Origin of the sequence: Paraburkholderia piptadeniae (genome assembly GCF_900007165.1) — a bacterium.
Taxonomy (GTDB): domain Bacteria; phylum Pseudomonadota; class Gammaproteobacteria; order Burkholderiales; family Burkholderiaceae; genus Paraburkholderia; species Paraburkholderia piptadeniae.
Genome location: NZ_CYGY02000085.1, coordinates 22559 through 42962, shown reverse-complemented (window position 1 = coordinate 42962; position 20404 = coordinate 22559). Strand labels below are relative to the sequence as shown.

Genomic DNA, 20404 nt, shown 5'->3' with positions numbered 1-20404 from the left:
CGCCGTCAGTGCGCTTCCCCGCGCTAAATGAGTGCAGCAGGCCGCATCGCGCACTGCTGCGGTGCAATACAAGAACCTGCGGACCAGGGTCGCAAAGCCTTGCCCAGCAAGCCTCCCAGCGATTGCTGCCCGATGGCATGCAAGTTGCGAATAGGTGAGCGCTGCTTGCAAGGGCGCAAGGCGGCACGAGTGGCGGCGACTGGAAAGCGCGGCCACGCAGGAATCTGGCAACGCGGCACCCTCCCGCGCGCTGCATCGCGCGAAGGGACAGAGAGCCGTAGAGAGCCGCAATCGGTCGGGCAATGACGTTCGACGTTCGTCGCATCGGGCAACGCACCCCGGCGCGATCCACGACAGAACATCGATCATGAGCAAACCCCGACTCGTCGTCATCGGCAATGGCATGGCCGGCATCCGCACGCTCGAAGAGTTGCTGACGATCGCGCCCGACCATTACGACATCACCGTCTTCGGCGCCGAGCCGCATCCGAACTACAACCGCATTCTTCTTTCGCCCGTGCTCGCGGGCGAGCAGACGTTCAACGACATCGTTCTCAATCCGCTGGAATGGTACGAAGAGAACGGCATTGCGCTGCACATGGGCAAGACCGTCGAGCGCATCGACCGCGTGCGCCGCAAGGTCGTCGCGAGCGACGGCACCGAGGCGCACTATGACCGCCTGCTGATCGCGACGGGCTCGACGCCCTTCATCCTGCCCATCCCCGGCAACACGCTCAAAGGCGTGATCACGTATCGCGACATCTACGACACGCAAGCGATGATCGATACGGCCGCCGTGAAAAAGCGCGCAGTGGTGATCGGCGGCGGGCTGCTCGGGCTCGAGGCGGCGAACGGCCTGAAGCTGCGCGGCATGGACGTGACCGTCGTGCATCTCGCCGACACGCTGCTCGAACGCCAGCTCGACGCGACGGCGGGCAACCTGCTGCAACGCTCGCTCGAAGCGCGCGGCCTCGACTTTCTGTTGAGCACGGCGACGACGGAGATTCTCGGCAACGATGCGGGCGAAGTGTCGGGCGTGCGCTTCAAAAACGGCGATACGCTCCCGACCGATCTCGTCGTGATGGCAGCGGGCATTCGTCCGAACACCGCGCTCGCCGAAGCGGCGGGTCTCTATTGCAATCGCGGCATCGTCGTGAGCGATGCGCTGCAAACGTACGATCCGCGCATCTATGCCGTCGGCGAATGCGTGAGCCATCGCGGCATCGCGTATGGTCTCGTCGCGCCCCTCTTCGAGCAGGCGAAGGTGTGCGCGAATCATCTCGCGCTGATGGGCATCGGCAGCTACAAGGGCTCGGTGATGTCGACCAAGCTCAAGGTAACGGGCATCGACCTCTTCTCGGCCGGCGACTTCATGGGCACCGAAGGCACCGAGGAAATCGTGCTGTCGGACCCGTCGGGCGGGGTCTACAAGAAGCTCGTGATCAAGGACGATCAGCTGGTCGGCGCGTGCCTCTACGGCGATACCGCCGACGGCGCGTGGTACTTCAAGCTGCTGCGCGAAGGCCGCAAGCTCGGCGAATTGCGCGATCACATCATGTTCGGCGAGTCGAGCGTCGGCGATGCGGGCGTGCAAGGCCAGAGCCGCGCCGCCGCGATGGCCGACAGCGATGAAGTGTGCGGCTGCAACGGCGTATGCAAGGGCACCATCGTCAAGGCGATCACCGAAAAAGGCCTCTTCACGGTCGACGACGTGAAGAAGCACACGAAGGCCGCGAGCTCATGTGGCTCGTGCACTGGTCTCGTCGAGCAGATCCTGATGAGCACCGTCGGCTCCGACTTTCAGGAACCCCCTAAAACCAAGGCCATTTGTGCGTGCACGGACCGCAATCACGGCGAAGTGCGCAAGGCGATCCGCGACCAGCATCTGCTCACGCATCGCGACGTGTACGACTTCCTCGAATGGCGCACGCCGAACGGCTGCGCGACGTGCCGCCCCGCGATCAACTATTACCTGCTGTCGACCTGGCCGCGCGAAGCCGTCGACGATCCGCAAAGCCGCTTCGTCAACGAGCGCGTGCACGCGAACATCCAGAAGGACAACACGTTCTCCGTCATCCCGCAGATGAAGGGCGGCGTGACCAATCCGGCGGAATTGCGCCGCATCGCCGATGTCGCGGACAAATACAACGTGCCGATGGTCAAGGTGACGGGCGGCCAGCGCATCGACCTGCTCGGCGTGAAGAAGGAAGACCTGCCGAACGTATGGAAGGACCTCGGCATGAAGTCAGGGCACGCATACGGCAAGTCGATCCGCACCGTGAAGACGTGCGTGGGCAGCGAGTTCTGCCGCTTCGGCACGCAGAACAGCACGCAAATGGGCATCGATCTGGAAACGATGCTCGCGAACATGTGGTCGCCGCATAAGGTGAAGCTCGCCGTATCCGGCTGCCCGCGCAACTGCGCCGAAGCGGGCATCAAGGACGTCGGCGTGATCGCCGTCGACAGCGGCTGGGAACTGTACGTCGGCGGCAACGGCGGCATCAAGACGGAAGTCGCGCAGTTTCTGGCGAAAGTGAAGACTGCCGACGAAGTGAAGGAATTCACGGGCGCGTTCCTGCAGCTGTATCGCGAGGAAGCGTATTACCTCGATCGCACCGTGCATTACATCGCGCGAGTCGGGCTCGACTACGTGAAGCAGAAAGTGGTCGACGATGCGGCGAATCGCAAGGCACTGTACGAGCGCCTGCTCTATTCGCTCGAAGGCTTGCCCGATCCGTGGGAAGCGCGCATCGGCGGCAAGCAGAAGCACGAATACATTCCGCTCAAGGTCGTCGCCTGATACGCGGTGCAGAACAACGCAAAGGACAAACCCATGGACATGCAGGTCACTCACTCCTGGACGCGCGTGTGCGACGTCGCCGATATTCCGCGCCTGGGCAGCCGCGTGCTCGAACGCGACGGCGGCAACGTCGCGATCTTCCGCTCGGCCACCGACAAAGTCTTCGCGCTGCTCGACCATTGCCCGCACAAGGGCGGTGCGCTGTCGCAAGGCATCGTGCACGGCGAGACGGTCACGTGCCCGCTGCACGCGTGGAATATCGATCTCGCGAGCGGCACCGCGAAAGCTCCCGATGAAGGCTGCGCGCGTCATTTTCCCGTGCGCGTCGACAGCGACGGCGCAGTGTGGCTGGACCTTGCCTGAGTGTCGTCGCGGCAACATGGAGTCACGATGAAAACCGTTACCCGGTCCACCTGCTGCTATTGTGGCGTCGGCTGTGGCGTGCTGATCGAAGCGGAGAACGGCCGCATCACGGACGTTCACGGCGACCCCGAGCATCCCGCGAATTTCGGCAGGCTGTGCAGCAAGGGGCTCGCGCTCGCGTCGACGGCACAGAACCTGACGGGCCGCGCGCTGCGCCCAGAAATGCGCATTCATCGCGCGGAAGAGCGCCGCCCCGTCGAATGGAACGATGCGCTCGATCACGTCGCCGCGCGCTTTGCCGACGTGATCGAACGGCATGGTCCGGACGCCGTCGCGTTCTATGTGTCGGGCCAGTTGCTGACGGAAGACTATTACGTGTTCAACAAGCTCGCGAAGGGCTTGATCGGCACGAACAACATCGATACGAATTCGCGGCTGTGCATGTCGAGCGCCGTCGCCGCGTACAAGATGGCGCTCGGCGCGGACGGCCCGCCCACCTGCTACGACGATCTCGAACATGCGCAGACCGTGCTGTTCGCGGGCAGCAACATGGCGTGGGCGCATCCCGTGCTGTTCCGCCGGCTCGAAGACGCGAAGGCGAAGAACCCGGCCGTGCGCTGGATCGTCGTCGATCCGCGCCGCACCGATACGGCGTCGATGGCGGACCTGCATCTGCAGATCCAGCCCGGCACCGACGTCGCGCTCTTCAACGGCATGCTGCATCACCTGATCTGGGAAGGGCTGATCGATCGCGATTACATCGAGCGTCATACGGAAGGCTTCGATGCACTGAAGCGTCTCGTGCGCGAGTTCACGCCGCGCGCGGCGGCCGAACTGTGCGGCATCGCCGAACACGATCTGATGCAGGCAGCCGAGTGGTTCGGCGCGAGCGATGCCGCACTGTCGCTCTATTGCATGGGCCTGAACCAGTCGAGCCACGGCACCGACAAGAATCTCGCGCTGATCGATCTGCATCTCGCGACGCGCCAGATCGGCAAACGCGGCGCGGGCCCATTTTCGCTGACGGGTCAGCCAAACGCGATGGGCGGCCGCGAAGTCGGCGGCATGGCGACGATGCTGGCTGCGCATCGCGATATCGGCAACGCCGCGCATCGCGAGGAAGTGGCGAAGCTCTGGGGCCTCGCCGACGCCGCGCGCCTGTCCGATCGCCCTGGCCTGCCCGCCGTCGAGATGTTCGAGGCGATGCGCAGCGGCAAGATCAAGGCCGTGTGGATCGCATGCACGAACCCCGCTCATTCGATGCCCGATATCGCGAAGGTGCGCGAAGCATTGAGGAAAGCGGAATTCGTCGTCGTGCAGGAAGCGTTCATGCAAACAGACACCGTTCCGTTCGCTGACGTCGTGCTGCCCGCGGCGACATGGGGCGAGAAGTCGGGCACGGTCACGAATTCCGAGCGCCGCATTTCGCGCGTGCGCGCCGCCGTCGAGCCCGCCGGAGATGCGAAGCCCGACTGGTGGATCGCCAACGAAATCGCACAACGCCTCGAAAAGCGCATCGCGGATGCAGGCTCGGCGCTGTTCGGCTATGCATCGACGCAAGCGGTCTTCGACGAGCATCGCACGCTGACGCAGGGCCGCGATCTCGACATCACGGGCATCAGCTACGCGCTGCTCGACGAAGCGGGTCCGCAGCAATGGCCCTATCGCGCCGATGCAAAGGAAGGCGAAGCGCGCCGCTATACAGGCGGCGTGTTCGCGACCGACAACGGCAAGGCGCGCTTTCACGCGACGCCGTATCTGGGCGTCGCCGATGCCGTCAACGCGCGCTATCCGTTCCGCCTGACCACGGGCCGGCTGCGCGACCAGTGGCACGGCATGAGCCGCACGGGGCGCGTCGGCAAACTGTTCTCGCATGCGCCGGAGCCCGCGCTTACGATGCAACGCGCGGACGCCACGCGGCGCGGCCTGAGCGAAGGCGACCTCGTGCGCATCGCGAGCCGCCGCGGCGCGCTCGTGCTGCCCTTGCAGCTTTCCGGCGACGTGTCCTCGGGCACCGTGTACGCGCCGATGCACTGGAACGGCCAGTTCCTCGCCAGCGGCGGCATCAACGAAACGACGCATGGCGCCGTCGATCCGCATTCGAAGCAGCCGGAACTGAAGCATGCGGCGGTGCGCATCGAACGCGCCGAACTGCCCTGGCGCGTGCTCGCCGCGCGCCGCGGCGACACCCTCGCGATGCACGCCGCCGTGCAGCCGCTGCTCGCGGAATGCGCGTATGCATCGGTGTCGTTCGAGGAAGGCGATCTGATCGTGCTGCGCGCCGCTCACGCCGAAGCGCCGCAAGGCTGGCTCGAACGCGTCTACGCGGCGCTCGATCTGCCCAAGGGCGACGACACGCTCGAGTACCGCGACGCGCGGCGTCAAACGGACAAGCGCGTGATCTGGCACGACAACGTGATCGACGGCTTCGTGCTCGCGGGCGATATCGCGAACGGCGACACGCTAATGGAGCAACTGCGCGCCGCGCAGCCGTGGCTCGGCCCGCGCTTCGCCGCGTTCTCCGCGCAACGCCAGCATGCCGCGCCGCGCGATCGTGTCGTGTGCAGTTGCAAGCAGGTGAAGGAATCGCGCATCAACGAGGCCATCGCGCACGGCGCGACGGTGCCCGAACTGAAAGCGACGCTCGGTTGCGGCACGGAGTGCGGATCGTGTGTGCCGGAACTGAAGCGAATGTGCGAGACTGCTGCTGTCGCCAGTTGAAAGCGCAGGGCAGAACCCCGCCATCCGACGCAATGAATCTGCTTGAACCACACCACTCGATGCCGTGCCATCCATGCTGCGCGTTTTGCTCGTAACTGACACCGACAAGCCGATCGGCGAGTTGCGCGACGTGCTCGCGCGGCTCGGCTATGACATGCTCGCCGCCACGGCTTCGCCACAAGCGCTGCACAAGACCGTCGAAAGCGAACGGCCGGACGTCATCATCATCGACACCGAATCGCCGTCGCGCGATACGCTCGAACAGCTTGCCGTGATGAACGCGACGGCGCCGCGCCCCGTGCTGATGTTCAGCAACGACGCGAACCAGCAGCTGATTCGCGACGCCGTCAGCGCGGGCGTCACCGCGTATCTCGTCGAAGGGCTCGCGACGGAGCGCCTTGCGCCGATCCTCGAAGTCGCGCTCGCGCGCTTTGCGCAAGAGTCGCAATTGCGCGAGCGGCTCGCGCAGGTCGAGAACGAACTCGCCGAGCGCAAGCTGATCGACCGCGCCAAACGCCTGCTGATGGACTCGCAGAAGATGACCGAACACGCCGCCTACGCGACGATGCGCAAGCGCGCGATGAATCAGGGCGTGAAGCTCGTCGAGGTCGCGCGCCAGATCGTCGCCGCAGCCGGCTCGCCAGATTGAAGCGCTGCCCATGAACACTTCCTCACACATCCCCTCGTCCGACGAAACGGGCAAGCTCGAGAAAACTCACTTGCGCCTGGGCTTCGTCGCGCTCAGCGATGCCGCGCCGCTCGTCGCCGCGAAGCTGCTTGAATTCGGCCACGCGCACGGACTCACGATCGAATTGCTGAAGCAGCCGTCGTGGGCCGCGATCCGCGACAAGCTGCTGTCCGGCGATCTCGATGCCGCGCATGCGCTCTACGGACTCGTGTATGGCGTGCAGCTCGGCCTCGGCGGACCGCAAACCGATATGGCCGTGCTGATGGTGCTCAACCGCAACGGCCAGGGAATTACGGTATCGAAGCGTCTCGCCGCCGCGCTCGACGAACACAAGACGTTGCCCGCCGCGCTCGCGACGCTCGGCCGCAAGCCCGTTTTCGCGCAGACGTTCCCGACGGGCACGCACGCGATGTGGCTCTACTACTGGCTCGCGTCGCAAGGCGTGCATCCGTTGCGCGATATCGAAAGCGTGGTCATCCCGCCGCCGCAGATGGTCGATGCGCTCGCGCAGGACCGGCTCGACGGGCTGTGTGTCGGCGAGCCGTGGAATGCCGTTGCGCAGGAGCGAGGCGTCGGCAGAACGATCGCGGCGACGAGCGAAGTGTGGCCCGATCATCCGGAGAAAGTGCTCGCGAGCCGGCGCGATTTCGTCACGCGCTATCCGAACACCGCGCGCGCGCTCGTGCAAACGATGCTCGAAGCGTGCCGCTGGCTCGACGATGACGAGCATCGCGCGGAGATCGCGCGCTGGCTCGCTGCCGATGAGTTCGTCGGCGTGCCTGCTGGTTCGATCACGGCGCGGTTGCTCAGGGCAGGTTCGGATGCGAAGCGCCGCCCTGTGGAGTTCTTCGAAGACGGTACGGTGAATTACCCGCATCCGTCAGAGGGCGCATGGTTCCTTGCGCAATTTGCGCGCTGGCGAATGACGGACTGGCGTGCGGATTTCGCGCGGATCGCGAGCGAGGTCAGTCAGACCGAACTCTATCGTCAGGCAGCCGCGAATGTGGGCGTGATTGTCTCCGCGCAATCGCCCTCTTCGCTGTTGATCGATGGACGCGAATGGAATGGCATTGCCGACGAGGCGTATGTGAAGGAATTCGCGATCAGGGCGTGAAGGGGATTGTCTGCGACGCTTCGGTTTTCGCAGCGCGCCGACCGGCATCCGCGTTGCTCATACCAGTGCGAAGGCCACCTGTGCGGGGCGGCACTGGCTTTCTTTGTCCTCGTAAGGGACTTTCGTTCGATGTGCCGCTATAAGGCAAGCAGCCTAGTACCACCTGTGCTGGTTATTGCCGTCGCACTATCGACGTCCCGATGCTAAAAAGCGGCGGAATTAATCAGGCGTCGCAGCCGGTCTTTCTCAGCCTCGCGCTTTTGACGTTCCCATATACCGCACTGGCAATCCTGGGACTCGATACGCATCGACTAACTTCTGCTCGAATTCCTTGTCGTACTTCGCCATGAAAACACGCCAACGGTTGGATCGATGTCCAACTTTTTGGCGTGCAGTTCATAGCGAGGGCTTTTTTCATCCTGCATCAAGGACGTTGCGGTTGAGAGAAAAATCCTGCGCAAATTTCGGAGCTTCCTGATAGTGCGCCGCTGCAGATAGCGATCAAATATTCAGGATGTCATCTCGATGGTCGTAGTCAGCCCGTCAGATGGCTTGCGTGGTCGACGGAACTGATTCTATGACCACGACCATGCCTGTTCAAACGGTGTGAACTGCCTGGATGAGCTTGGGCCCGCGCCGCATCAATAGTGCGTTCATATGAGTCTCGCTGGTTTCGACCGGCTGCGAGCTTGGCTCGCGGGCTGCCAAGCCACTGCATCCTGTTCGAAGTGGCCCATGCGAGGGGCGTGGCAACCACCACGGGCACGCGCGAAACGCGGGCGGCTCAACGCAGACACATGTTGACCACAACAAAAGGGAGACGCTGATGTCATGGTTCAAACAGCCGCGTACGCTGGAGATCACCAGCGAGGCGCTGCCGCAATGGGCGGGCGAGCCGCTGTTCGTCGTCTCACGGCTCTCCGGCCGGGAAAAGCTCGGTCACCTGTATGAATACGATGTCGAGGTCAGCACCCGTTACGACGAGACACTGACCGCAACTGAAGCGCAGGCGCTCGTCGACGTGGATGCGCTCATCGGCAAGGAAGTGACGGTGAGGATTGCCATTGAGGGTAACGGGACCTGGGAGCAGGGAAAAACCGGCGGCGCAGCGGCGAATTTCGGGGCCGACGTGCGCAAGCTCACGGGCCTGATCGTCTGCGCGCAGTGCGTGGGGGCGGACGACCGGCGTGCGTTCTACCGGCTGAAGCTCCGCCCCTGGCTCTGGCTGGCCACGTTGAACCGTGACAGCAGGCTCTGGATGAACCGCGACATCATCGAGATAACGCGCGACGTGCTGCAGAAATATCCGTACCCGTTCGAGATGCGGCTGGCCGGTCCTGGCGTGCGCCGCCGCCCGTATCCCAGGCGCGAGTACCAGCGGCAGTGGTGGGAATCGGATTTCTCTTACCTCAACCGTCTGTGGCAGGAATGGGGCATCACGTTCTTCTACGACGGCAGCACGCTGGTGCTGTGCGATTCGCCCGGCGCGTACAAAAAGCACCCGCCCGCCTATGAGACCCTGCGCTTTCTCGACCGCGACGGGCAGCGCATCGACGAGGAACACGTTCACGCGTTTCGTGTCGCCCGGCAGATTACGACAGGCCAGGTGACGCTGGTCGATTACGACTATACACAGTCGCTGGCGAAGCTGACCCATACGCAGTCGGACCATAGCAAGCGCGCGTTCGACAACGCCGAAGAGTACGCCTGGGGCGACTACTCGCAGCCCGGCGAGGGTCCGATGGGCACGGACCCGGCATGGCGTAGCGATCCCGAGTTCGACGGCCGGCACCTGGCGCGTGTGAAGGTGGAGGCGCACCGTGCGAAGAGCCTGCGCGCGAAGGGCAAGGGTAACCTGCGCGGGCTGATGACGGGCTACACGTTCACGCTCGAAGATTATCCGCTCACACCGGGCGATGGCGAATATCTCGTCGTTTCGACGAAGACCGAGATCGTCAGCAACGATACGGTCACGCAGCACGGCGGAATCGACCGCCTGTACAGCTGCACGACGACGTTTGCGGCCGTGCCCGCCAGCACGTTCTACCGCACGCCGCAGAAGGCGCAGAAGCCGCGCGCCTATGCGGAGACGGCGATCGTCACGGGCTATGGAGAAGAACCGGTTTACGACGATCATCTGGGACGCGTCAAGGTTCACTTCATCTGGGACCGGCTCGGCCCGAAAAACGAGAACTCAAGCTGCTGGCTGCGCGTCGCGTCGCCCTGGCACGGCGTCGAGCACGGCGCGATGTGGATGCCGCGCACCGGGCATCACGTGCTGGTCGGCTACTACGACAGCGACCCGGACCGGCCCTATGTGATTTCCGGGCATATGACCGAGTTCCACAAGGGACCGTGGAAGCTGCCGAAGAACGACGCGCTGTCGGGCTGGCGCAGCCAGGAACTGGGTGGCGAGTCGGCCAACAGCGTCATGACGGACGATACGCCCGGCAAGCTCCAGGTGCAGGTGGCGAGCGACCATGCGCAGTCGCGGCTGGTGCTGGGGCACAACACGCGCATCGATGGGCACAACGGACGCGACCTGGCACGCGGCGAAGGGTTTGAACTTGCAACAGAAGCGCATGGCGTGCTGCGCGCGAACCGGGGTCTGCTGGTGACAACCGAGACGCGCGCCGGGGCACTGTCGCCCGTGAAGGACATGGGCGAGACGGTGCAGCGGCTCACACAGGCGCGTGAGCAGCATGAGGACCTCGCGCAGCTTGCGCAGCGGCACAAGGCGCAATCAGCGGAAGCGAACCAGCACGACGCGACCGGCACGATCAAGACGCAGAACGATGCGATCAGGGGCAGAGCGAAGTCGCGCGACGATCCATCGCCGGAAATGACGCGGCCGGACCTTTTGGTCGCGAGCAGCGCAGGCATCGCGATGACTGCGGCTGACGGCACGCACATGGCCAGCTATCACGACCATGCAATCACGGCGGGCCGTGACGTGAGCGTGTCGTCCGGCCGCTCGTTCCTCGCATCGGTGCGCGGCGCGATCTCGATGTTCGCCTACCAGCTCGGGCTGAAACTGATCGCCGCGAAGGGAAAGGTCGAGGTGCAGGCGCAGAGCGATGAAATGGCGCTCGCGGCATTGAAGGACGTTACGGTCAGCAGCACGGACGGCAGGGTCGTCATTACCGCCTCGAAGGAAGTGTGGATTGGCGCGGGCGGCTCGTATATCCAGATCAACGGCAGCGGGATCATCAACGGCTCGCCGGGGCCAATCCTTGAAAAGACGCCGTCGTGGGACGTGCCGGGTGCATCGTCCGTGCGCGCGCCGCTGCCGGTTCTCCCCCTGACACCGCTCGCGCAGAATCCGGCAGAGATCTACTCGCAGACTTTCGATGTCAGTACTGTTGCCGAGAACCGGGGCATCGGGCCGAAGCTTGCTGACCAGCCTTATCGCGTGTATCTGCCTGACGGCACGATCCAGCAGCAAGGCATGCTGACTGAAGGCTCTACATTGACCGTCAGTACGTCTACATCAACCAAGGTCAAGTGCGAAATCGGTGCGGGCGACTGGAGCGTCGCCGAGGACGCTTACGACCGCCACGAACTGACCGTCGATGATGACGCAGGGGCGTAACCAGTGCACTCGAACTGAAAAGACAACACAGCAACTTCCATGGCTCACCATCACTCATCCAGTCAGCCCGCGCCCAAGGCACCGTCCAACCCGTATGTGCAAGCTACGATCGTCTTTCGCGACGTACTGCAAATGCCTATCGAAGGGTTGTCCGTACAGATCAAGGCGGGCGCAGGTGCGCAGCCCGCGCCCGCATGGATAACGGGACCGGACAGTGACACCGATTCCGCCGCGACTTCCGGCGCTGCCGCAGCTCCTGGCCCTGCCTCGGTTGCTATGGCAGCGTCAGGGCCGAACGCGTCAATGCCGCCGATGGTTGCCAACGACATCCAGGTGACGACGGATAGGGACGGCTATGCGGCCACAATTCATAACGCTGCACGAAACCAGCCGATTGATGTGCTGGTGAAGAACCGTCGCGGAGAGTATGTGTGGAAAGCGACGGTTATACCCAAGAAGGACATCTGTGCATTCACCGTTAACAGCCCCGAATATCACCTGGAGGCCACAACGAAGCTCACGCCGAAAGACGAGTTCGAGCAGGACCTGAATCTTCCTGTCCTGAAGCAAGGGGAAGTAATGACCATCGAACGGCTCGTGCGGGAGTTCGGGCCGTACATCGGCTGGTCGCAGAAAGTTACAGAACAGGGAAAGGTCAAGAAGGACTTCCCGACAAGGCACAAGGAGACGGCTACTGATGAAAAGACAAAAAAGCAAAAGACAACCATCACGATCGAGCACCATTACAAGATCGTTGATACGGGCAAGCCGCACACAGTTACGCTGAATGTTCTTGGGTCGCGGTTGAATTATCCCAAGCCGGAGACTTTCACCGAGGCCCAATTCACGGATATGGCAACACACCTCGGGGTTGAGGTTGCGGCAATCAAGGCGATTGTTCAGCAGGAGTCGCAGGGACATCCGTTTTTGGAGAATGGGCTTCCGCCTATTCTGTATGAAAGGCGACATTTTTTCGATCTCGCAGTAGCGAAACGGGATGGAAAGCATGGTTCGCGACAAAATATAAAAAATAAAAAACCGCCTACGAATCCGTATCCCGAGCACCCAGATTTATGCTTTAAAGGTCCCGATAATTATGGGGCGGGCGGTCTGCATCAATACGAAAAACTTGCGCGTGCGGCGGCGCTGGATTTTGAAATTGCATTAAAAGCCTGTTCTTGGGGCGGCTTTCAGATACTTGGCGAATATTATGCATCTTGCGGTTGCGCGACAGTGTTTGAGTTTGTTAATACCTTCCTGTCCGGTACAGACGGGCAAGCGAAGATTTTCATTTCCTTTATGAAGAATGTAAAACCGAGAGCGGTTGCTGGTTTAAAAGAACATGATTGGGAGAAGGTGGCTGCATCGTATAACGGTGCCAGTTGGCGCAAGCAAAATCCTGACTATGCTAGTAACTTGGGCAAATATTATGATCAATATAAGTAAAATCTTTATGGGTGTAGTGATGATGTTGGGCCTAACTACGCCCGGGTTTGCCGGGGAGGCGATCCTGTTCGACGACCCGAGCTTGGTCGGGTATGTTGATGATGGTCGAATTTCCGGTTTTTATGATGCCGAAAACGAAAAATTTTCGTGCTCTTTTTTTTTCTTGCAAGATAACGAAGAATTGCACCCCCCCAATCTTGACGGCTATACCGATACGAAATTACTTACATTCGTACCAAGTGATAAGTCTTTCGAATTTTCACGCAGAGACAAATCATTTGACATAAAGGGCGATCTGTATCGCAGCGGAAACGAATGGGTGATCAAGACGTCAAGCGCTCAGGCTGGGTGTGAGAATGCAGCGGGAGGGTTTATTTTCAAACTTGGGAGCTTGGAGGCGACTAAATACGTAGTTGCGAAGAAAATTGCCGCTATTGGCATTCGTCTTGTATCAGGTAAATCAATCATACATGATTATCGTAGTAGAAAATTTATCGCCACAAAAAGTTACTTGATAAAATGGAACGTGGTTGTTGTTCTTGAAACGCGTAACCAGTTTTCGTTGGTGCGCTTTGCTGATCCCAGATTGAATGCTGACTCCTATGGACGGGTCACTACCGGCTGGGTGCGCTCATCTGACCTCGTGGACCCGTTCCCGGCGGTCAACAAGCGACGGGGTCGATTCTATGATTGATTTTATTCGCCTTGGTGACTCCACCGACCACGGCGGCGAAGTCATCACCGCCTCCGAAACCATGCGCTACGGCGGCCGTCGCGTGGCCCGCAAGGGCGATGCGGTCACGTGCCCGCTTCATCTCGACATCAACCCTAACCTCCTTCTGGAAGGCGACGAAAACGTCACAGATGCAGGCGTGCCCGCCGCCCGTCACGGGCACAAGGCAAGGTGCGGCTGTCACCTCATCTCCAGTCTCGCCGGATGAAAACGGACGTTACGGTTAAACAGGACGGGTCCGCAACAGTTCACGTGCGAACGCCGCGCAAGATGAATCCCAATCCGGGCATTCCGGCCAACAAGGTTGACGAGGTTCTGCAAGGAATTGACCCGTTGCGGCATCTGCTTTCCGAACTGCATGAACAGGCAACGGGATTCTCGAATGGCTGCGCTCGGTCGATGACACGAACCCGATGTGCTGCCCCCAATGCGGTAGCGCGAAGCGCAAGCTACGCGTTCGCAAGGGAGGCAATACTGCGCGCAACCTGTACAGGTGCCATCTCTGCGCGACGAACTACAACACGCTGACCGCCACGCGAATTACAGCGGCAATCCAAAAAGAACAGAAACCAGGCAGCGTCGCAGACAACAAGACTCAATGCGCCGCGATATAAGCCTTCACGGCCGGCAATCCATCCTTCCCATCGATCGTCTGCACACCCGCGAGCCACTTATCCAGCGCTTGCGGATTCGCCTTCAGCCATTCAAGCGCGGCCTTGTTCGCGTCTTCCTTGTTCATGATCGGGACCATCACGTGATTCTCGATCGTCGTCGTGAATTGCAGGTTCGACACGAGCTTCGCCGCATTCGGGCAACGCTGCGCGTAATCGGGCGGCGTGGCAGTGAAGACTTTCGCCTCGCCGTAGTTCGGCCCGAATACATCGTCGCCGCCGGCAAGGTAGTCGATCTTCATCTGCACGTTCATCGGATGCGGCTCCCAGCCCAGGAACACGATCCATTTCTTCTCGCGAATCGCGCGGTTCACTTCGACCAGCATGCCCGCCTCGCTCGACTCGACCAGCTTGAACTTGCCGAGCCCGTACTGGTTGCCGTCGATCATTTTCTTGATCAGCGCATTGCCGTCGTTGCCCGGCTCGATGCCGTAGACCTTGCCGTCGAGCTTGTCCGCGTACTTCTGGATATCGCTGAAGTTCTTCAGGCCGCCGTTATACACATAGTCAGGCACGGCGAGTGTGTATTTCGCGCCCGTCAGGTTCGGCGTCGCGAGCACCTTGATCGAGCCTGCCTTCACGAACGGCTGGATGATCGGGTCCATCGTCGGCGCCCAATAGCCGAGGAATACGTCGATCTGCTTGCTCTTGATGCCCGCGAACGTGATCGGCACGGACGCAATCGTTTTCGTCGGGTTGTAGCCGAGTCCCTGGAAGATCGTCGACGCGAGGCCCGTCGTCGCGGCGATGTCGGTCCAGCCGACGTCGGCGAAACGGACGTTGCGGCACACGGCGGGATCGGCGGCGTGCGCGGTCGCGGCGGCCGTGCCCAGCAGGGCAGCCGCCATCATCAGCTTGCGTTTCATTGCATTCTCCTCGGAATAATTCTGTTAGCTCGCCTGACGTCGTTCGACGCTCGGCGCATGGCCGAACTGCGCGCGATAAGCCTTGCTGAAATGACACGGCGAGTGAAAACCGCACACGGCCGTCACGCGTGCAATCGATGCGTCCGTCGTGCGCAGCAGATCGCGCGCACGCCGCAAACGCAGCGACAGGTAATAGTGGGTCGGCGACACGTTCAGATAGACCTTGAACATGCGCTGCAAATGACGTTGCGACAGTTGCACGAGCCGCGCGAGTTCTTCGAGCGATAGAGGCTCTTCGATATTCGCTTCCATCAGCCGCACGACTTCGATCAGTTCGGCGCGCGAAAAGCCGACGCGCGCATCGACGGGTATCGGCTGCGGATCGCTCGCGCTGCGGATGCGTTCGAGAATGAACTGCTCCGACACCTGCGCCGCGAGGTTCTGGCCAAAGCGGCTGCCGACGAGATTCAGCATCAGGTCGAGCGGCGCGGTGCCGCCCGTGCAGGTCAAGCGGTCGCGATCGATCACGAACAGTTCGTCGGCGAAGCGCACGTGCGGATATTCCTTGTGCAGCACGGACATATCTTCCCAATGCACCGCGCAGCTATATCCGTCGAGCAGCCCCGCCGCCATCAGCGCATACGCGCCCGTGCAGATGCCGCCCAATGGCACGCCTTGCGCGGCGACATCCGCGAGCAAGGTCCTGATGTTCGCATCGACCGCGTTGCGGATCTGCGTGCCGCCGCAGACGATCAGCACATCAGGCATACCCGCTTCTTCGAGCGAGCAAGTCGGCTTCACCGTCATGCCGTTGCTCGCCCGCACGGGCACGCCGTCATGCGTGAGGACCGACCAGCGATAGTGCTGCGCGCGCGACACATAGTTCGCCATTCGCAGCACTTCGACCGCGCTCGTGAACGCGATCATCGAAAAACTGGGCAACGTCAGAAAGCCCACATGCGCAAGATTCGACAACGCCGCTTCGGCCCTGATAGACGTCACGTTGCGCTCCGTGATGCACAAAGAAGAATGTGTTCGGCCACCGCGAGAGCCCTGAGGCTCTCGCGGGACGATCACTTATTGGTTGTATTGCAGGCGCGCCGGAGATTTGGCGCCAGTGTCGATACGACTGCGATTTAGCTTTGCGCGACCACCGCCTGTTCGCGGCGCACGCGCATCACGCTGCGCAGACCGGCGAAGCGCGGCGCGGCAGCCGAGCCGGGCGAGCGGCCGAAGCTCTCGGTGATGCGGTCCAGAATGATTGCGAGCAGCACGACGGACAAACCGCTTTCGAATCCGAGGCCGATATCGAGTCGCTGAATGCTCGCGAGCACGTCGTTGCCCAGACCGCCGGCGCCCACCATCGACGCGATGATCACCATCGACAGCGCCATCATGATCGTCTGGTTCACGCCCTGCATGATCGATGGCAGCGCGTTCGGGAACTGCACCTTGTAGAGCAGCTGCCACGGCGTGCAGCCGAACGCCTGCCCTGCTTCGACGATTTCGCGGTTCACGTGCTTGATGCCGAGGCTCGTCAGACGCACGGCGGGCGGCATCGCGAAGATCACGGTGGAGAGAATCCCAGGCACGCGGCCCAGGCCAAACAGCATCGCGGCAGGAATCAGGTAGACGAAGGCGGGCATCGTCTGCATCAGGTCGAGAATCGGGCGCACGACCATCTGCACGTGCTTGTTCTTCGCGGCCCAGATGCCGAGCGGAATACCGAAGACGAGACTGATCAGCGTCGACGACAACGTGAGGCCCAATGTGATGACCGTCTGGTCCCAGAAGCCGGTCGCGTAGATCAGCAACAGCGAAGCGGTGGCGAATATCGCGAAACGCCAGCCCACGCGCCACAAACCGATCGCGATGAAGAACGCCATCAATGCCCACATCGGAATGGCTTGCAGGCCATGCTCGATCATCGCGGCGAAGCTCTCGATCGCCTTGCCGATCGAATCGAACGTGCTCGCGTCGTGGTCGAGCAGATAGTGAACGGACTGGTCGACCCAACGGCCGAGTGGAATGATCTCAGACATGGGCACCACCTCGATTGCGCGTAATGACTTTCAAAACTGCCGCCTGATCGACGGAACCGCAATAGCGGTCTTCGTCGTCGACCACAGGCAGCGCGGTCGTGCTCGCGCACACGCGCGACACCACATGTTCGAGCGGCGCGCCGCGCGAAATGCATTCGATCTTCTTGAGCGACGGTGTCCCGTTACTCATGTTACCCATCGCATCGCGCGTGACGAAGCCGCGAATGCGCCGCTCCGCATCGAGCACGAACGCGTATTCGGCGCTGCCGTTCAGCGACTCGGCGACGCTCGTCTGGTCGAGATCGCGCAAGGTGGGCACGCCGTTCGCCTGCATCAGATCGCCCGCCGTCAGATAGCGGCTCGTATCGACGCCTTCGAAGAACGCGCGCACGTAGTCGTCGGCGGGATTCGCGATGATGTCCTGCGGCGTGCCGATCTGCACCACGCGGCCGCCCTCCATGATCGCGATGCGGCTGCCGATGCGCAGCGCCTCTTCCAGATCGTGAGACACGAACAGGATCGTGCGGCGCTGGTTCTTTTGCAGCTCCAGCAGCACGTTCTGCATTTCCTTGCGCTTCAACGGATCGAGCGCGGAGAACGCTTCGTCCATGATCATCAGCGACGGGTTCACGGCAAGCGCACGCGCAAGACCCACGCGCTGCTGCATGCCGCCCGACAGTTCCGCCGGCAGCTTGCCCGCGAACGTCGCGAGGCCCACCTGCTCGAGCACGTCGAGCGCGCGCTTCTCGCGCTCCTTGCGTCCCATGCCCGCCACTTCGAGTCCGAACGCAGCATTCGCCAGCACCGTGCGTTGCGGCATCAGCGCGAACGACTGGAACACCATGCTCATGTCGGTGCGGCGCAGCGACGTCAGCTCGGACCGCTTGATGGCCGCCACATCGCGACCATCGATGATGACCTTGCCGGCCGTCGGTTCGACGAGCCGGTTGATGAGACGGATCAGCGTGGACTTGCCGGAACCCGACAGGCCCATCAGCACGAAAATCTCGCCTTCCTGCACGTCGAAGGACGCGTTGTGAACGCCCACGACATGCCCCGTTTTGGCGAACACCTCGTCTTTCGACGCGCCTCGCGAGAGCATGTCCTGAGCCATTTTCGGGTTGGGCCCGAAAACCTTACATAAACCTTCGACCACGACCTTTGGGGATTTCATTGAGTCCATCTCCTCGTGGTGCAGGCGCCGGCCCGCACAGTGTGACTACATAGTTGCCAGAAAAAACCCCGGCTAGCCGACTAATTGCGACAGACGCTTGCGGAAATACGACACGCGCAAAAGCGAACGGCCGTTAGAGGATGGCCGCGAGGCTTGCCCAGCAAGGGTTTGTGACGATGGTGCAGTGCGTGATGAGCGGATGCGCATGTCGCTTGTGGAAAGGTCCGCGTCCGTTCAGCGATTCAGGCGTTGCGTCGTGCGGCTTGTACGGCCGCGCCTTGCCACAGGACAGCAGCAGTGTCGATACGGTTTTGTCCTCGCTCGCGCTCTGCTGCAATGCAACTGCCGTGCTTCGTGATGCGAGCCGCTACGGCATCGGTGCATGCATCGCGCGGGGAATCGGCTAAGCTCACCTTGCAGCGACAGGACAACGAAGAAGCAGGCAAAACGAAGCAGACCCAGGAGACATCATGCGCAAACTTCGCTCGCAGAGCTGGTTCGGCGGCAACGACAAGGACGGCTTCATTCACCGCTCGTGGATGAAAAGCCAGGGCATTCCTCACGACGAATTCGACGGCCGCCCCGTCATCGGCATCTGCAATACGTGGTCCGAACTGACGCCCTGCAACGCCCACTTTCGCGAGCTCGCCGAGTACGTGAAACGCGGCGTGCGCGAAGCGGGCGGCCTGCCGCTCGAATTCCCCGTGATGTCGCTCGGCGAATCGAATCTGCGGCCCACGGCGATGCTGTTCCGCAACCTGGCTTCGATGGATGTCGAGGAGTCGATACGCGGCAACCCGATCGACGGCGTGATCCTGCTGGTCGGCTGCGACAAGACCACGCCTGCGCTGCTGATGGGCGCGGCGTCCTGCAATCTGCCCGCGCTGGCGGTATCAGGTGGGCCGATGCTTAACGGCCGCTATCGCGGAAGCACGCTCGGCTCGGGCACGGGCGTGTGGCAGATGTCCGAGGAAGTGCGCGCGGGCACGATGAGCCAGCAGGAATTCATCGATGCCGAATCGTGCATGAACCGCTCGCGCGGCCATTGCATGACGATGGGCACGGCATCGACGATGGCGTCGATGGTCGAATCGCTCGGCATGGGCCTGCCGCACAACGCGGCGATTCCCGCCGTCGATGCGCGCCGCCAGGTGCTCGCGCATCTCGCGGGACGGCGCATCGTCGAGATGGTGCGCGACGATGTGACGATGGACAAGATCCTCACGCGCGAAGCCTTCGAGAACGCGATCCGCACGAACGCTGCCATTGGCGGATCGACGAATGCCGTCGTGCATCTGATCGCGCTCGCGAAGCGCATCGGCGTCGATCTCAAGCTCGAAGACTGGGAACTCGGATCGAGCGTACCGTGCCTCGTGAATCTGCAGCCGTCGGGCGAGTACCTGATGGAAGATTTCTACTACGCGGGCGGCTTGCCCGCGGTGTTGCGTCAACTGGGCGAGCAAGGTCTTCTGCATCGCGATGCATTGACCGTCAACGGCAAGTCGATCTGGGACAACGTCTGCGACGCGCCCAACTACGATCAGAAAGTCATCACGACCTTCGCCGAGTCGTTCAAGCCGCATGCGGGCATCGCCGTGCTCAGAGGCAATCTCGCGCCGAACGGCGCCGTCATCAAGCCATCGGCAGCGACGACTTCGTTGCTCAAACATCGTGGCCGCGCCGTGGTATTCGAGAACGTCGAAGAACTGCACGCGAAAATCGACGACGACTCGCTCGACATCGACGAGCACTGCGTGATGGTGCTCAAAGGCGCGGGCCCGAAAGGCTATCCGGGCTTCGCGGAAGTCGGCAACATGCCGTTGCCGAAAAAGGTCCTGCAAAAAGGCATTACCGACATGGTCCGCATTTCCGATGGCCGCATGAGCGGCACGGCCTACGGAACAGTCGTGCTGCACGTGTCGCCCGAAGCGGCGGCAGGTGGTCCGCTCGCACTGGTGCAGACAGGCGACATGATCGAACTCGACGTCGACGCGCGGCGCCTGCATCTCGATGTATCCGATGAAGAACTCGAACGGCGCCGCGCCGCATGGCAAGCGCCTGAACCGCCGGCGCGCGGCTACTACCGGCTATACGTCGAGCACGTGTTGCAGGCCGACCAGGGCGCCGATCTCGACTTCCTCGTCGGCGCAAGCGGCGCGCCCGTGCCGCGCGAATCGCATTGATATGGCATCGA

Annotated in this window: 15 protein-coding genes; 11 read left to right on the top strand and 4 right to left on the bottom strand. The window is 62.0% G+C overall.

Translation table 11 applies throughout. The features are described from left to right. The first annotated feature begins 367 nt into the window (after positions 1 to 367). From nirB to BN2476_RS50005, 10 genes are all read left to right on the top strand, one after another. Complete coding sequence (nirB, locus tag BN2476_RS37690; protein ID WP_087739284.1) at positions 368 to 2800, top strand: nitrite reductase large subunit NirB; 2433 nt, start codon at positions 368 to 370, stop codon at positions 2798 to 2800. Between the two features lie 33 nt (positions 2801 to 2833). After that, positions 2834 to 3163 carry a nitrite reductase small subunit NirD gene (gene nirD / locus BN2476_RS37685; RefSeq protein WP_218274580.1) on the top strand — a complete coding sequence of 110 codons (330 nt, stop codon included), beginning with the start codon at positions 2834 to 2836 and terminating at the stop codon, positions 3161 to 3163. Positions 3164 to 3190: 27 nt separating this feature from the next. After that, a complete protein-coding gene (locus BN2476_RS37680; RefSeq protein WP_087739283.1) occupies positions 3191 to 5884 on the top strand; it encodes a nitrate reductase in 2694 nt (897 codons plus the stop codon). Positions 5885 to 5957: 73 nt separating this feature from the next. Continuing rightward, positions 5958 to 6533: an ANTAR domain-containing response regulator gene (locus tag BN2476_RS37675; protein WP_087739282.1), complete on the top strand. Its 576-nt coding sequence runs from the start codon at positions 5958 to 5960 to the stop codon at positions 6531 to 6533. A gap of 10 nt (positions 6534 to 6543) precedes the next feature. After that, positions 6544 to 7686, top strand: a complete 1143-nt coding sequence (locus BN2476_RS37670) for a CmpA/NrtA family ABC transporter substrate-binding protein (protein ID WP_087739281.1) — start codon at positions 6544 to 6546, stop codon at positions 7684 to 7686. A gap of 826 nt (positions 7687 to 8512) precedes the next feature. Next, the gene (locus BN2476_RS37665) at positions 8513 to 11278 is read left to right on the top strand and encodes a type VI secretion system Vgr family protein (protein WP_087739280.1); all 2766 of its coding nucleotides are present in this window, start codon (positions 8513 to 8515) and stop codon (positions 11276 to 11278) included. Between the two features lie 39 nt (positions 11279 to 11317). Beyond that, entirely contained in the window at positions 11318 to 12724 is a 1407-nt protein-coding gene (locus BN2476_RS37660; protein WP_087739279.1) for an N-acetylmuramidase family protein, read from the top strand. Then, positions 12708 to 13418, top strand: a complete 711-nt coding sequence (locus BN2476_RS37655) for a hypothetical protein (protein WP_218274579.1) — start codon at positions 12708 to 12710, stop codon at positions 13416 to 13418. Before BN2476_RS37660 ends, BN2476_RS37655 begins: the two co-directional genes overlap by 17 nt. Continuing rightward, the gene (locus BN2476_RS37650; protein WP_087739277.1) at positions 13411 to 13665 is read left to right on the top strand and encodes a PAAR domain-containing protein; all 255 of its coding nucleotides are present in this window, start codon (positions 13411 to 13413) and stop codon (positions 13663 to 13665) included. The genes BN2476_RS37655 and BN2476_RS37650 overlap by 8 nt, the downstream gene beginning before the upstream one ends. Before the next feature lie 205 nt (positions 13666 to 13870). Then, the gene (locus BN2476_RS50005; RefSeq protein ID WP_438942933.1) at positions 13871 to 14071 is read left to right on the top strand and encodes a hypothetical protein; all 201 of its coding nucleotides are present in this window, start codon (positions 13871 to 13873) and stop codon (positions 14069 to 14071) included. Here BN2476_RS50005 and BN2476_RS37645 read toward each other — a convergent pair. From BN2476_RS37645 to BN2476_RS37630, 4 genes are all read right to left on the bottom strand, one after another. Beyond that, entirely contained in the window at positions 14053 to 14994 is a 942-nt protein-coding gene (locus BN2476_RS37645; protein WP_087739276.1) for a choline ABC transporter substrate-binding protein, read from the bottom strand. The genes BN2476_RS50005 and BN2476_RS37645 overlap by 19 nt on opposite strands. 24 nt (positions 14995 to 15018) lie before the next feature. Beyond that, positions 15019 to 15996 carry a GlxA family transcriptional regulator gene (locus BN2476_RS37640; protein WP_162497906.1) on the bottom strand — a complete coding sequence of 326 codons (978 nt, stop codon included), beginning with the start codon at positions 15994 to 15996 and terminating at the stop codon, positions 15019 to 15021. Positions 15997 to 16130: 134 nt separating this feature from the next. Beyond that, entirely contained in the window at positions 16131 to 17036 is a 906-nt protein-coding gene (choW, locus tag BN2476_RS37635; RefSeq protein ID WP_087739275.1) for a choline ABC transporter permease subunit, read from the bottom strand. Continuing rightward, complete coding sequence (locus BN2476_RS37630; RefSeq protein WP_087739307.1) at positions 17029 to 18210, bottom strand: quaternary amine ABC transporter ATP-binding protein; 1182 nt, start codon at positions 18208 to 18210, stop codon at positions 17029 to 17031. Before BN2476_RS37630 ends, choW begins: the two co-directional genes overlap by 8 nt. A gap of 470 nt (positions 18211 to 18680) precedes the next feature. Between BN2476_RS37630 and BN2476_RS37620 the strand changes: the two genes are divergently transcribed. Beyond that, positions 18681 to 20393 (top strand): IlvD/Edd family dehydratase, encoded by a 1713-nt coding sequence (locus tag BN2476_RS37620; RefSeq protein WP_087739273.1) that lies wholly within the window; start codon positions 18681 to 18683, stop codon positions 20391 to 20393. Positions 20394 to 20404 lie beyond the last annotated feature (11 nt).